Genomic DNA, 15,676 nt, shown 5'->3' on the forward strand with positions numbered 1-15,676 from the left:
AAAAATGGGTTTATTTCGGATTTAATGGAACGATGTCGGACACTGTAACGACCAGTGTAACGATTGAAGAATTTTCCGAATCAGGTCTTTGGGAATTACAGTATGGGTACGGGTATGACATAGTAAATAATCAAGTCTGGTTTTATGATACTGACTTAGACACCCTCGGAATAGATGCACAATTCTTTGTGATTAACCGGAATGATGATTATTCCGGTCCAACATGGCACGTATCCACTTCCGGCTCGGACAACACCGGCGACGGTTCCTATGATTTTCCCTTTGCTTCCATCCAGACGGCGATTGATTCATCCAGCGATGGCGACAGCATCTTGGTGGCGGAAGGAACATATAATGTGAACGATTTGACTGTTTCGGACAAATCCCTGACATTGAAAGGTGTGTACGGCCGCGATTTCACCATTCTCGATGGGGAGGATGCTCATCGGATTCTGACCGTTAACAATGCAAGTACCTATACTTTTAACATGAGTGGTTTTACGGTGACAGATGGTGACGCGCTGTCAAACTCCGGTTACGTGATGAGTGTGGAAGGCGGAATGGCGACATTCTCTGATATGATCCTGGAAGACAGTGGACAGAATACTGGGAACACACTTTTTCGGGGGAATGATCCTGATTCAACCACCTTTAAGAATTGCATTGTCAGAAACAATTCAGCAGAAAACGCCGCCGGTGTAGGATATGCAACATTAAAATATTGCCTTGTGTACGGTAATTCAGGATGGAACAACACGAATCCTGTTGAGGAATGTATCGTGATTAACTGTACTATTGTAAACAATGGTGGCGGTGCAGGAAATTCGTGGACGACTGGCGGGGCTACAAACAGCCAGATCGTGAATTCCATTATCCGTGAAAATGGAGGTGCAGGACAGATCTATTATTATTCCGGATCAACACTGACTGGTGTCACTTATTCAAATATTGAGGACGGATATACAGGAACTGGAAACATAGATGCTGATCCGCTTTTCACCGATCCTGATAGCGGTGACTTTTCACTTCAAGCAGAATCACCGGCGATAGACGCCGGCGACCCTAATTCCGATTATGATCCGGACGGCACCATCGCCGACATGGGCGCCTATTATTATCATCAATCAGCACAGCCTTCCAATGATAACTACTCCCTCAGCTTCGATGGGGTAGATGATTATGTAGATATTCCAAACCTGGTTGATGGCAGTACCAGTCTCACGATTGAAGCTTGGTTCAAATACGAAAATACGGATACATGGAGATGGATCTACGGCGGCGGTTCGGACTGGGTTGATGTTGGGGCCAGTGTTGCCAGTGGCGGGAATACAATCAGATATCATTTCAAGACCACAGACGGCAGCTTTTCCAATGGTGACGGGTCCATCCAACTTTCACCCTATAGGTGGTACCATTTTGCAATGACCTACGATGGCTCTGCTGTGAAGGGATACATTGACGGCCAGCTTGATTTTGAAACTTCATTTTCAGGGTCTGTTGAAACCAACCAAAACCAGATGATTGGCGCCGGTTACACCAATGCCGGTGAATTTTTCAAGGGCAATTTAGATGATGTCAGAATTTGGGGTTATGACAGATCCCAATCAGAAATTCAGGATAATATGTTTGATGTGGACCCAGCATCTGAGATCTACCTCGAAGGGTGCTGGACGTTTAACGAAGGAACAGGAGACACTACTTACGGACAAAGTAGCAACCCTCACGAAGCCGTAATCTACGGCGCTTCGTGGAGTACGGATGTGCCGGATTCATCAGTTAGTATTAGTCCGGAGCCAAACCTGCGAGTGAATTGGATGGAATCCATTTATCATGTCCAACCCGGTGACGAAATTGGCGATTCTATTTATGTGGAAATAATCAATGTTGGCGAAGCCGATGCCTCTAATTTTGATGTCGGGTTTTACATTTCAGAAGATAGTATTATAACAACTTCAGATCATCTCTTAACCGATGGGCGCGTAAATGTTACTTTTCTAGCCTCCGGTGATACGACGGTGATAGATTTACCTACCGATGTATCTGTCCCGAATGATTTACCTGACGGCATTTACTATTTCAGTCCTATCGTGGACGAATTCAATGTGGTTCAGGAATACGATGAGTCCGACAATTTCTGGCTGCATCACATGCGTATCGGCGATCCGGATTTTTCCCTCAGCTTCGATGGGGTGGATGATTATGTTGTCATCGCTGACGACCCCAGCCTAAATCCTTCTGATGCGATTACTGTCAGTGCTTGGATCAAGCCCTATTCCTGGGACGGCAACCGACGCGTTCTGCAAAAAGGTGCCGGAGACGAATTTATTTTGGAAGGCGAGGATAGCGATCATTTTGAATTTGTAGTAAACGGTCAGGGATATTCGGTGGAAACTGTGCTCCCACCCCTGAATGTTTGGACGCACGTGGCTGGTGTTTACAATGGCGATTACGCTTTTCTGTATATTGATGGACAGCTACAAGCAAGCACGTTTATTGGCCAAACTTTAACCACCACCACCGATCCGCTTTACATCGGCACCAAAAATGAAACATCACCGGACACTGATCATTTCAATGGATTAATTGATGACGTTCGTCTGTGGGGCCGCGCGCTGGATGAATCTGAAATTTTACCAAATATGTATTTTGAACCAAATTGGGATGATGATTTGCGACCAATCGCTTTTTGGCCTTTTCATGAGGGCGGTGGCGATTCTGTATATAGCTGGACTGAAAATATGCATCATGGATCAATTAACGGTGCTTCGTGGAGTGCTGATGTCCCGGATAAACCCACCGGATCCATTAATATAGAGTTCACCTCAGTCCGCCCCGATTCCGGCTACCTGTGGGTGGGGCTCTGGTTTCCCGGAAGCGATATTTATAATCGTGGTCCCGATGTTGGTCGAGATTCTATTTATGTCAATTTTGCAAGTCAATCCATGCAGACCATGTTATTTAACGGTCTTCCTGATGCCGAGGGATATATTGTCCGATCACGTTTTGATGCCATTGATTCTCCCACCAACGGCCCGGACGACTGTGATAACGGGTATGACCTGGAAGGCATTACCGATCCCATAAACATTTACCTTGGCGGCACAGTTTATTCCGATCTGGCACTGGATGAATGCTCCGGACCATACGAGGCTGGATCATCGTATTTTGGTACCGATTTCAGCCGCATTCGCGTATGGGAAGGAAATCCGGTCAATCCCGATGCAAACCAAAATGCTTTTGCCATTACCGGAGATCAAATCACAGTAGAAGCGTGGGTGTATCTCATGAACCTTCCGGTTGGCGATGGGTACGATATTGTTTTGCGTCCTTTCGGTGGAGGGGAAGCCCGCGGGTCCTATGGTCTGCATCTTCAATACGATGAACAGGGAAATCCGGTGTGGGCATTCAGCATTTCTGATACCGTTTCCAATATCGGTTATGTTTCAAGTTCGATGGTTTCGCAGGGAAGTTGGACCCACGTGGCCGGGACGTATGATGGTACCAGTATGAAACTTTATTTAGATGGAAACTTGCAGGCTGAAGTTCAATATACGGGTACGATTGGCTATGGTGACACCGGGTTTTATATCGGTGGATACTTGGGCGGACAAGATGATTTTTTTCACGGCATTATCCGGGATGTCAGCATTTGGGATGTATCTCGGCCCGGGGCAAGTATTCTGATAGATTTAACCACCCCGCCTACCGGGTCAGAACCCAATCTGCAAGGGTATTGGCCTTTGAATGAATTCACGGAATTCAATGGAAATTATCCAATTTCTGAGGATCATTCTCCAAATGAAAATCATTTATTTGTTCAGGGCAATGTTTCCATGGTGGATGCAGCGATTGGTGATCCAAATATTCTAATTGAACCTTGGGGTAACAATTATTATCAAGGAAATGGCGTTGAAAATGAACCGTTCAGGTTTGGTCCCGTTGTAGATGGCTGGCCACTGACATGGTCGTTATCAAGCGCACCGTCAGGAATGACTATTGATGCCAATGGACATATCGATTGGACACCATCAAGTAATCAAGATGGAACGTACATTGTGTATGTTCATGGTAGTAATTCCATATCTTCGGCCCAAAGTGAATTAAGAATTTTTGTAGATGAATTTCCGGTGGATTCCCGGGAACACAATAATAACAATGTTTCTTATAGCGTTATGAATAACGGCGTGCTTGGCGCTGACAGAGGAATCGGTACGGGATTCCAATTCAATGGGGAATTTGGGTTGTATGAAGGAAGCTTGATTATTGGGCAAACCGATTACCAGATTTCCGGTGCATTGTATGAACGTGAATTCGCCACCCGCAGCATGATGTCTGAAAGAACAAGCCCATTCAACGGATTCGACCAGGCATTTCAATCCGATTTTGATGACAGCCGGGTACAAAACCCCATTGGCGTGCACGTCTTCCAGAATTCTTATTCCAAATCCAATGCGCCTGATAATGATTATGTGATTATGGATTATGAGTTGATGAATACATCAGGCCAAGATCTTACAGGAATTTATATAGGGCTTGCAATGGACTGGGATGTGGGCGATTACCTCAACAATTCCGGCGGATTCGATCCGGATAGAAATCTCAGTTATGTGTATGAAACTTCAACCGGGCCCAATCGTGTCCAACGCTCAGAAGATGAAGGAATGCTGAAAAAAAGGAATTCTACTGATCGCAATGCTCGAACCTCACCAACATATTTCGGTGTATCTGCGCTAACGGATAGTGTTTCAGGTCATTATATTCAAATAGGGCAATTTGATTCGACTTATTTTTACCTCATGACGCACATCGAATCTCAAGACTCCGTGGGCGATGCAAGAGCATACTTATCAGTCGGCCCGTTTGATATTCCCGCTTACGACACGATTTCCACAATGTTTGCGGTGCTCGGAGGCGAAAACTTGGCGGATCTTCAGGCCAATGCCGATGCAGCCAAAATGGCGGTCATGTCTTCAGGCCCCGTCATTTCCGTTTATCCGGATTCACTTAATTTCACTGTATTCCCGCCGGAGAATGAGCAGTCGCAAACATTAACAATAGAGAATACCGGGAATGCGCCATTGGAAGTGCAAATAAGTACAGGCACACTTCCCGTCACCGATATAGATGGGAATGTCTATCAAACTATACAAATCGGCGACCAAGTATGGATGGCGGAAAATTTGAAAGTAACCAAATTTCGGGATGGAACTGACATTCCTACAGGCTACAACAACACAGATTGGTCAAATCTTTCAACCGGAGCCTATGCGGTTTACAATGATGACGAAACGAACGCCGACACCTACGGCTACCTTTATAATTGGTACGCCGTGGACGACAGCCGCATTATCGCCCCGGAAGGATGGCACGTATCCACGAATGATGAATGGACAGAATTAACAAATTATCTTGGGTTTAATGCAGGAAGTATACTTGCCGGTAATGCAGATTTATGGACTGATGGAAATTTAAAAAATAACGCAGAATTTGGGTCAAGCGACTTTATGGCCCTTCCGGGTGGCTACCGCAGTGGCTATATTGATAATTACAACTCTTTAGGAATGAATGGCAAATTTTGGACTTCAACGGAGGATTACAATGCTAACAATGGTTTTAGTTGGTATCTGAATTACAGTCAATCGTCGGTCATTTATTCTGCTAGCGGCAAGTCGTACGGACAATCTGTTCGTTGCGTCCAAGATCAAACTGCTGTAACTGCGGTAGTCGTATCGTCCCAGCGAGAAATTGCCAAGGATAAATCCGGCGTCTCAACAACCAATACCCAATTCCCAATACCCAATACCCGAACTTCCCGCACCGACTGGCTCACCCTTTCGGCTGACACGCTTACTATTCAGCCGGGAACTTCCGCTGACGTAACGGTAACGGTTAACGCCGCCGGCTTAGATCCCGGGGATTACAGCGACAATATAATGATCACCAGCAACGATTCCACAAACAGCAGTGTGAATATCCCGGTGAATATGAGCGTACTTTACAGTGGACCTTCAACATGGCATATCTCTACCGACGGTGATGATGCCGCCGGTGACGGCTCAGCAGAGTTGCCTTTTGCCAGCATTCAACACGGAATTGATATGGCAAATGACGGAGACAGCATTCTGGTTGATTCCGGAGATTTTAATGAAAATATATTTATGGGTAAAGATTTAGTATTAAAAAGTTTGTATGGACCGCAAATAACATCCATCATTCATTCTAGTGTGGATTATGCCCTTGTAACATTTTATGGCGGTGGTAATTCTAATTTGTCCGGGTTTTCTTTAAAAAATGGAAACCGGACAGGGCAGGGCGGTTCCGCAATTGATATCTATTCATCTGTCACAGATGTCTTTATTGATAACTGTATCCTTGAAAATAATGTTGCGCAATCTGCAGATGCTTGGGGTGGAACAATCCTTGTACATGGTGACAGTGTATCTTCTAACATTAAAATTTCAAATTCAATCCTTCGGAATAATACCAATAGCAATGGCTGCTCGGCCATCCGCATAGGCGATAATCTTGATCCGGTAAAAATAGTTAATACATTAATTGCTGATAATGACGGCCCGGCTGTTCATTTAAACAACGGGAAAATAAATATGGTCAATTGCACTATTGTCGGTCAATCGGATAACCCTGATGTTTTTATCCTCAATTCAAATTCCTATGGATTGCTGATTAATTCGATTTACGCCAACGCCGCCCAAGGTCCCGAAGTAACCAATAATTCGTTATTGGATGTCGTTTATTCAAACATTGAAGGCGGATGGACAGGTGCAGGGAATATTGATTTCAATCCATTATTTTCAGATACAGCCAACGGCGATTACCGACTTTCTGATTCATCTTCCTGCATAGGCGCCGGAATTGATTCGATAGAAATTGCCGGCATTTGGTATGTCGCCCCCGATTATGATCTTGACAACAATTCTCGTCCCAACCCTGAGAACTCAAACCCGGACATAGGCGCCTACGAAAATCCGCTTGGAATTACGTCCAACAATGCGCCTTCTGTCTCTTTAAATATGACGTTGGAAGAACAGCATGGATTTGTTTTATTTAATATAGATATGAGCGATCCGGACGGAGATGAACTCAATGCTGTCCTGTATTTTTCAACCGATTCAAGTAACTGGATTGAAGCGTCGGCGCAACCAATAGGAGCTTCAAAATCCGAACCATCTAATGATCAAACTAAATCTTTGGCAATGGGTGGAATTGATCTTCCCCAGAATTCGCGATCGTCTTCAAGGTCTTGGATGTCGTGGGATTCTCAATATGATCTGGGTGATGTAATGGTCAACGATGTGTGGCTCAAAGCAGAAGTGAATGATGGTTTTATAGCGGTTAACGGATTTCTTGGACCTTTTGCAGTGGATAACCACATCGGAACTGTAGTGTTTTATAATCCGCCAACAGAAGAAATTTCCGGTGAGGTTGAGGTGAACTACCTGATTTCAGATTCAACCAATGACGAATATAATATGACAGTTTCTTATTCCGCGGACGGCGGGTCTTCTTGGATGGAACCGACCCTAATCAATCCAATCTCGGATCCGCTGACTCCGTCGGATTATTCCGGCAACTTTACCTGGAATACGACAACAGATTTGGCAAATTATGATGGCCAAATACTTCTCGCTCTTTCATTATCGGACGGATGGGAATATGGAAATGCCGATACAATTGATTTTACCGTGGACAATCAGGATCTCATCAATTTGGTAAGTTATTCCCCGGACACCTCGGCACTTTTGAATTGGTACGACTCATTTTTGCTGTTTTTCCCGGGGGAATTAGATCAGTCAACGGTGGATTCCGGCATCACACTTTCCGGAAGTATAAGTGGCCCAATTTCAGTATCAACCAATATAATGACAATAGGTTCTCAGGTTCGGGTTTCACTAATTCCTGATGATAATTTTTACGCAGGCGAAACCGTAACGCTTATCATTTCTACTCAATTAAAAGATACACTTGGCAATCCGTACGACGGAAATATGAATGGTGATCAGGATGATGATTTGGATATCACAATCCTTGAATATGATACGCCTTACCTCGCCGATTATGACAATTCTGCTCTTGTTGATTTTTCAGATCTCTTGGCGTTTCAGCAAGCATGGTGGGAACCGACCAATTATGGCGAACGTGAAACAGGTCCGGCCGAAGGGACTGCTCCGAATTTAAGGATTGTTCCCGATGGCAAAATTGATTTTGAAGATCTCATGGTTTTTGTCCAAATGTGGAACTGGTCTGCAGGATTTATTCCAAACGACGGCTGGATGACGAATGCTCGTACCACAGAAAATTCCGGAATTTCCGTCGAAACGACGTTCCCGAAAAAACAAGTCGGTGTCGAGGTCGAATCTCTTTATTTGAACATTAATGTTGATTCGTTAGCGCGCGTCGGCGCAGGGGAGTTACTTATTGCTTACGATCCATTGGCTCTTGAATTTAAGAACGCAGTTGCCGCACAGCATGCTAACTGGATCGTTCTTGCCAGTGCGTCAGAAACAGAAGGCATTCTTCGTATAAATCTCGCAGATTTCAGTACAGATTTAACCCTAGGATCTGCATTGGCATCAATTGAGTTTCGGACACTTCAGGATGTGGAAACATCCATTAATTGGCAAGCAGATATCCGCGACCGCTCCGGAATGATCTGGGAAAAGGCCTCTGGGCAAACTGATTTCTCCACGGTTCCGCCATTGCCAATTGTGTTTGCATTGCACCAGAATTTCCCGAACCCGTTTAATCCCACAACAACAGTTCGCTACGATCTTCCTGAAGATTCCCGTGTTCGTTTGACTGTTTACGATATTCAAGGAAGGGAAGTCACTATCATTTCTAATGATATTCAGCCTGCAGGATTCCGCTCAATTATTTGGAATGGTCGCGATTCTCACGGGCGTTCCGTTGCCGCCGGTATGTATTTTCTGCGTTTGGACACGCCGTCCTATCACGATACGCGGAAAATGATTTTACTGAAATAATCTATAATCTTTGTCCATTGTCATCCTTATTCTGGCAAGATCAATAGAATAATTATTGTTCTCTCTCTCTAAGTTGAGGACAGGCTGGTCCAACATATCAGCATTCCCATTTTTTTTCATCCATTCCGACAAAAAACATTACATGAACCATTTCTGTCCTATATAAAAAAGCAGTAATTTTCAAGTCTTATGGAAACCCAATATCGAGGTAAAATCCTTTGGATCGATGACGAAATTGATCATCTAAAACCACATATTCTTGCGCTGGAAGAAAAAGGGTATGATATCCGCACAGCAACAAATGGAAGTGACGGGATTGCATTTGCAGAAGATGAACCGTTTCATTTAGCGCTTATTGACCAATTCATGGCGGGGATGGATGGAATGGAAACGCTTAGACGTCTCAAAGAATCTTGTCCGGCTTTGCCCGTTGTCATGATTACCAAGAGTGAAGAAGAATGGCTAATGGATGAAGCCATTTCTGAACAGGTAGAACAATTCCTAATAAAACCGGTAAATCCAAGTCAAGTCTTCATGGCATGCAAGCAGGTGCTGGAAAAACATAAGATTCAAGAAGAAAAGGCAACGAGCGGATATCTTCAAGAATTTCAGGATATCGAATCGAAACTATCATCCGATCCATCCTTTGCTGGTTGGTGGGAAATTCATAATAAACTCGTTAAATGGCAGCTCAATTTTGATGAACATTCAGATACCGGGTTGGGAAATATTCTTGCTGATCAAATCCAGTCGGCCAATAGGGCTTTTATCCAATTCATCGAAAACGGATATTCAAATTGGGTGGTAGGTCAAAACCGTCCCCAAATGGTTCACGATACCATTCCAATTGCAGTTGCACCAAAGCTCAACGAAGGAAAAAAAGTGTGCCTTTTGGTTCTGGATTGTATGCGTCACGATCATTTCATGACACTTATGACAGAACTTCGATCCCTATTCGACATTGTCATTGATCCTAGTCTTGCATTACTTCCATCTGCAACACCCTATAGCAGGAATGCTATATTTTCCGGAATGTTTCCGAACGAATTTTGCAAGAAATATCCTGAACAGGTCGAAGCCATGCAACAGGAAAAAGGTGTCAATCGTTTTGAAGAAATATTTTTATCGGATCAACTTTCCCGATTAGATTTAGCCAATGTAAAACTGCATTTTAAAAAAATATGGAAAGTATCTGAGGGGAATAATTATCAATCTCATGTCGGCGATTATCTTGATTCGGATTTAATGGCAATTGTTGTGAATTTCATTGACATTTTAGCTCATGCGCGGTCTGAATCAGAAGTTCTGCAGGAAATGGTTCCGGATGAGTCCGGTTATAGAAGCTCCGTCAAAACATGGTTCAAAAATTCATGGCTGTTAAAAGTTTTGAAAACACTCAAAGAAACTGGCTTTACAGTTGTGATTACAAGTGATCATGGCAGCATCCGGGTTGGTAAAGGCGTTTTGGTTGGTGCCGATAAAGAGACATCTAGCGGAATCCGATATAAAATGGGGCGCAATCTGAATTGCAATGAAAAGCACGCACTTATTATTAGAAAACCTTCAGATTATGGCCTTCCCGAACTTGTGCATCAGACAAATTATCTCATTGCGAAAGACGATGTATATTTTCTTTACCCGAACCAGCAGCATCGGTATGAGAAAAAAATAAAAAACAGTTTCCAGCATGGCGGGATTTCTATGGACGAAATGTTGGTTCCGCTTGCAACTCTTACTCCACTTACTTGAGATGACGTCAAATCAAACGTATCGATTATCATCCACAACCGAAACCCAGAAACTTGCTGAGACGTTTGGTGAATCCGTTCAGCAGGGAACAGTTCTTGCGCTCATTGGTGATCTTGGAAGTGGGAAAACAACCTTTACGCAGGGATTCGCAAAAGGATTTGGCGTTACTGAGAGCGTCGGATCACCAACCTTTAAAATTGTAAGCGAGTATAACTGTAGAAAAGGAAAGTTGGTGCATGTGGATTGCTACCGCCTTAAAGGGTCCGACGATTTTCTGAATATTGATGGTGAATCAATTTTGAATGCGGTGGATGCTGTAACGCTTATCGAATGGGCAGATATCATTCAGCCAATTTTACCGCCAGATACGGTTTATCTTCGTTTTTCGCATTGTTATGATGATATGAATTCAAGAAATCTAACTATTAATCCCAACTTAGTTTTTGGAAAAAATTGAATAATGTCACAAATTTATCTCAATTTCGATGACCCATCATTTATTATCCCCCGTGCCAAGGGAGACCTTCGGTGGAATAATTTTGGTGCCCCGTTTTTTCCCTGCAATAGCGAAAACAAAATGGGGTTTAAAAATGCAGTTGGTTTGAGCAGAATAATTATCAAATAATCGTTATGAATATATTAGCAATAGAAACCGCAACCGACATATGCAGTGTTGCTTTTTGTGTGGACGGAATCACGAGAGCAATAAAAGAAGATTCCATTCCTAGAAAGCACGCTGAAATACTACCACTATTTTTTGAAGATGTGAAAAAAACCGGAAATTTTAAATTGGCAGATTTAGATGGGATTGCTGTTTCGATTGGACCGGGTAGTTTTACAGGTTTGCGTATCGGACTTAGCTATTCAAAGGGGTTGGCATTTAGCCAAGGACTTCCACTCATTCCTGTACCGACTTTACTTGCAATGGCAGAAAATGCGGCTAATAAATCAGAATCAGCAAACGTTTTACTTTTTTCTCATAGAGATATTTTATTTCATCAAACAGTAAACAATTCGAATGATTTTCCGAAACCAATAAACGAACCAAGTTCCCAAACATGGAGTGATGTAGAACTCGAACTAAATGGGTCTCGTGATGATGTCATCCAATGGAATTGTGAACGCTTTCTTGGAAATCAAGGTAAAACTCAACCGTCGGCTACTTCCGTTGGAAGACTTGCCGATACACACTTTAAGGGATGGGTAAATTATGAGCCATTCAAACTTGTACCTGAGTATATTTCACCCTTTAAAATAGAGGAAAATAAATGATTGAGGTACGACCAGCAAACGTTGCAGATTTGGATGCAATGGCGGGAATTGAAGCGCGTGTATTCCAACACCCGTGGACTCGAAACCAAATTTCCGAATTCTTATTTGTTCAGGACATATCAATCAATTTGGTAGTTACGTGTAATAAAAAAATAGTTGGATACGTATTTGCAATCGACACAGAGCAGGAAGCGCAAATTTTGAATATTGCAGTTGATTTGCCTTTTCAGCATAGAGGTTTTGGACAAAAACTCATGACAGCATTTTTTAATTCCATCAACAAGAATTCGCATATTTCGCTGGAAGTTCGGAAGTCCAATATCCCTGCTATAAAACTATATTCCGATTTTGGATTTGAATCTGTAGGGAAGCGTGAACAATATTATCCCGACGGTGAAGATGCATTAATTATGACTAAAGTAGCCTAATGGTTTGGTTTAAACGAAAAGATAAAAAAATTACCGAGACGGATAAAAAAGATATTCCGGGCGGGTTGTGGATAAAATGTCAATCCTGCTCCGAAATTCTCTATCAACCGGAAATCGAAAAACGAAATTCAGTTTGCCATCATTGCAACCACCACTTTCGGGTAAACCCTCAGTATTATTTAGATCTTTTGTTGGATGATGAACCGGAAACGGAATTGTTTGCTAACTTGAAATCGAGTGATCCACTGAATTTTAAAGCGGAAAAAAAATATACTGATCAACTGAAGGTTGCAGAATCAAAGGCAGGAGATAAAGATGCAATCTCTATTTATGAGGGTAAAATACAAACACACGATGTTATTCTCGGGATTATGAATTTCAAATTTATCGGTGGAAGTATGGGCTCAGTTTTGGGTGAAAAACTGTTTAGAGCAATTGATAGGGCGCAGGAAAAAAATATTCCGCTGATTGTAATTTGCGCATCTGGTGGAGCTCGGATGCAGGAAGGTGCATATTCACTTATGCAGCTTGCAAAAATTAGCGCCAAACTTTCTCAATTTTCCGAAAATGGCGGTTTGTATATTCCAATTTTAACGGATCCTACTACGGGAGGGGCAACAGCCAGTTTCGGAATGCTTGGAGATATTATATTAGCCGAACCCGGGGCGCTCATCGGGTTTGCCGGCCCGCGCGTCATCAAACAAACCATCGGCGAAGATTTGCCGAAAGGATTTCAACGATCCGAATTTCTTTTGGATAAAGGCTTTATCGATCATATTGTTTCTCGAGAATCAATGAAAGAAACTCTACACAATCTAATTAGCAACCTAACCTAACTGTGCCAACCATTTTTGTAACCAATGACGACGGGATTCACGCTCCCGGTATTTACGCCCTTTGGGATGCGGTACAATCTTTGGGAAATGTCATTGTAGTTGCACCCAACACAGAGAAAAGTGCCGTAGGGCATGCCATTACCATCGCCGATCCAATTCGAGTTGAGCCTCTAAATAGAACCAATGGATTTCAGGGATTCGCAGTAAACGGAACACCGGCAGATTGCGTAAAAATTGGCGTACAGGCGCTGATGGACACCAAACCGGATATCATTGTATCCGGAATTAATATGGGATCAAATACAGGGAATAACGTGATTTACTCCGGGACCGTATCGGCTGCAACTGAAGGAACGATCCTGAATATTCCATCCATTGCTTTTAGTTTGGATGTTCTTAGAGAAGGCGATTTTACTTACGCAAAAATTGTAGCACAAAAAGTTGTATCGCGTGTGATGGAAACTGGATTGCCTCAAGGAACACTTCTCAATGTTAATATCCCGGGCATACCTGAAGTCGAAATAAAGGGGACAAAAATAACTCGACAGGGAAACGTGTATTTTCGAGACCATTTTGAGAAAAGAGAAGACCCGAGAGGACGTATTTATTATTGGATGACGGGAAATCTCGAAGATCCTGACACAGATTCTGATTTAGATGGGCAGGCAGTAAAAGACGGTTTTGTGAGCATTACACCCATCCGCCATGATTTAACCGATGAATCGTATTTGCCTACACTTCAAAATTGGAATTTGGAATGAATGAATCTCATAAACACGGTGTTGTCGTACTCGATTTTGGCTCGCAGTACACCCAACTAATTGCTCGGAGAATACGCGAAAATAATGTGTTTTCAGAGATTTTACCCCATAATGCATCTATCAATGACATTATGGAACGAGCCCCAAAAGCAGTCATTTTATCGGGCGGTCCATCCAGTGTTTTTGATGACTCTGCCTATGCGTTTGACCCGGAAATTTTTACTTCGGATTTCGCTGTGTTAGGAATTTGTTACGGACTTCAACTCATGGTACATCATTTTAAAGGAACCGTGGAACCGGGAACCCATGGCGAATATGGATTTGCGAGTGTCAAAGTTCTTGAAAAAAACAACCTTTTTGAAGATGTTCCTGAAGAAAGTAAAGTCTGGATGAGTCACATGGATCGGGTATCAAAAATTCCGGCCGGATGGGAAAAACTCGCAGAATCTTCTAACGGAATCGTGGCTGCCATGTGTAATGTATCGGAAAAATTATATGCTACCCAATTTCATCCTGAAGTAGCTCATACTGAGTTTGGGCTTGATATTATTCAAAATTTCTTATTCAAAGTTGCAGGATGCGCGCCGACATGGACACCGGGATTATTTATAGATGAACAAGTTGCGTTGATTCGAAAAAAAATAGGCGATGCACATGTACTCTGTGGCGTGAGTGGAGGGGTAGATTCTTCTGTAGTAGCAGCACTTTTACATAAAGCGATTGGAGATCAATGCACTGGGGTTTTGATTGATCATGGTATGATGCGGAAAGATGAAGCTGATTCCTGTGTAGCTGCATTGAAAAAGGGACTTGGGATGCAAATTGAATCATATGATGAGTCAGAGATTTTTTTACATAAATTAGATGGAATCTCAGAACCTGAGCAAAAAAGAAAAATCATTGGTGAACAGTTCATTCGATCATTTGAACGCATTTCAAAATCACTGGGGGAGTTCAAATTTTTAGCGCAAGGTACGTTATATCCTGACGTTATTGAAAGCGGGATGAGTATAAATGATTCAGCAGAAACTATTAAAAGTCATCATAATGTCGGAGGTCTTCCTGACAATATAAAATTTCAATTGATTGAACCTCTCAAGGAATTATTTAAAGACGAAGTTCGTGAAGTTGGAAGAGAATTGGGATTGCCAGAATCTCTTGTGGGAAGACATCCGTTCCCCGGTCCCGGTCTTGGCATTCGAATTATGGGAAATATCACAAAGGACAGACTGAAAACTTTGCGTGAGGCTGATTATATTTATATGTCTATTTTAAGGGATGAAAATTTGTACGATGAAATTTGGCAAGCATTTTCAGTTTTGCTCCCGGTAAAAACAGTAGGAGTAATGGGCGATCAACGAACCTATGAAGATGTTTTAGCAATTCGCGCTGTTACAAGTACAGATGGAATGACAGCAGATTGGTATCACATGCCGGATGAAGTACTTTCGAAAATTGCGAATAAAATTGTGAATTCGGTGCGTGGCATAAATCGGGTTGTGTATGACATAACATCTAAACCGCCCGGAACCATTGAATGGGAATAAGGTCGAGGTTGCCTTTTTTGGGAACTTGAATTATATTCAGCCATTAGAGGATTATTAAAGGCAAAAATTTATGTGCGGAAT

General features: G+C 42.7%; 8 protein-coding genes. All 8 read left to right on the forward strand.

The genetic code is table 11. The features are described from left to right. Nucleotides 1-9,002: T9SS type A sorting domain-containing protein (locus tag HOD97_00530; protein MBT4280096.1), on the forward strand; the 9,002-nt coding region annotated here is incomplete at its 5' end. 189 nt (nt 9,003-9,191) lie between these two features. Further along, the gene (locus HOD97_00535) at nt 9,192-10,751 is read left to right on the forward strand and encodes a PglZ domain-containing protein (protein ID MBT4280097.1); all 1,560 of its coding nucleotides are present in this window, start codon (nt 9,192-9,194) and stop codon (nt 10,749-10,751) included. A gap of 1 nt (nt 10,752) precedes the next feature. Next, nucleotides 10,753-11,208, forward strand: a complete 456-nt coding sequence (gene tsaE / locus HOD97_00540) for a tRNA (adenosine(37)-N6)-threonylcarbamoyltransferase complex ATPase subunit type 1 TsaE (protein MBT4280098.1) — start codon at nt 10,753-10,755, stop codon at nt 11,206-11,208. A gap of 173 nt (nt 11,209-11,381) precedes the next feature. Beyond that, nucleotides 11,382-12,023: a tRNA (adenosine(37)-N6)-threonylcarbamoyltransferase complex dimerization subunit type 1 TsaB gene (tsaB, locus tag HOD97_00545; GenBank protein ID MBT4280099.1), complete on the forward strand. Its 642-nt coding sequence runs from the start codon at nt 11,382-11,384 to the stop codon at nt 12,021-12,023. Continuing rightward, nucleotides 12,020-12,451, forward strand: a complete 432-nt coding sequence (rimI, locus tag HOD97_00550; protein ID MBT4280100.1) for a ribosomal protein S18-alanine N-acetyltransferase — start codon at nt 12,020-12,022, stop codon at nt 12,449-12,451. Before tsaB ends, rimI begins: the two co-directional genes overlap by 4 nt. Further along, nucleotides 12,451-13,287 (forward strand): acetyl-CoA carboxylase carboxyltransferase subunit beta, encoded by an 837-nt coding sequence (locus HOD97_00555; GenBank protein MBT4280101.1) that lies wholly within the window; start codon nt 12,451-12,453, stop codon nt 13,285-13,287. Before rimI ends, HOD97_00555 begins: the two co-directional genes overlap by 1 nt. 2 nt (nt 13,288-13,289) lie before the next feature. Continuing rightward, nucleotides 13,290-14,048: a 5'/3'-nucleotidase SurE gene (gene surE, locus HOD97_00560; protein ID MBT4280102.1), complete on the forward strand. Its 759-nt coding sequence runs from the start codon at nt 13,290-13,292 to the stop codon at nt 14,046-14,048. After that, complete coding sequence (guaA, locus tag HOD97_00565) at nt 14,045-15,595, forward strand: glutamine-hydrolyzing GMP synthase (protein ID MBT4280103.1); 1,551 nt, start codon at nt 14,045-14,047, stop codon at nt 15,593-15,595. Before surE ends, guaA begins: the two co-directional genes overlap by 4 nt. Nucleotides 15,596-15,676 lie beyond the last annotated feature (81 nt).

Source organism: Candidatus Neomarinimicrobiota bacterium (assembly GCA_018651745.1).
Classification (GTDB): Bacteria; Fidelibacterota; Marinisomatia; order Marinisomatales; family TCS55; genus JAAZYX01.

Excerpts from the sequence above, each read along its gene's own strand:
- HOD97_00535 (MBT4280097.1), top strand. The coding sequence starts at position 9,192 with ATGGAAACCCAATATCGAGGTAAAATCCTTTGGATCGATGACGAAATT.
- tsaE (MBT4280098.1), top strand. The coding sequence starts at position 10,753 with ATGACGTCAAATCAAACGTATCGATTATCATCCACAACCGAAACCCAG.
- tsaB (MBT4280099.1), top strand. The coding sequence starts at position 11,382 with ATGAATATATTAGCAATAGAAACCGCAACCGACATATGCAGTGTTGCT.
- rimI (MBT4280100.1), top strand. The coding sequence starts at position 12,020 with ATGATTGAGGTACGACCAGCAAACGTTGCAGATTTGGATGCAATGGCG.
- HOD97_00555 (MBT4280101.1), top strand. The coding sequence starts at position 12,451 with ATGGTTTGGTTTAAACGAAAAGATAAAAAAATTACCGAGACGGATAAA.
- guaA (MBT4280103.1), top strand. The coding sequence starts at position 14,045 with ATGAATGAATCTCATAAACACGGTGTTGTCGTACTCGATTTTGGCTCG.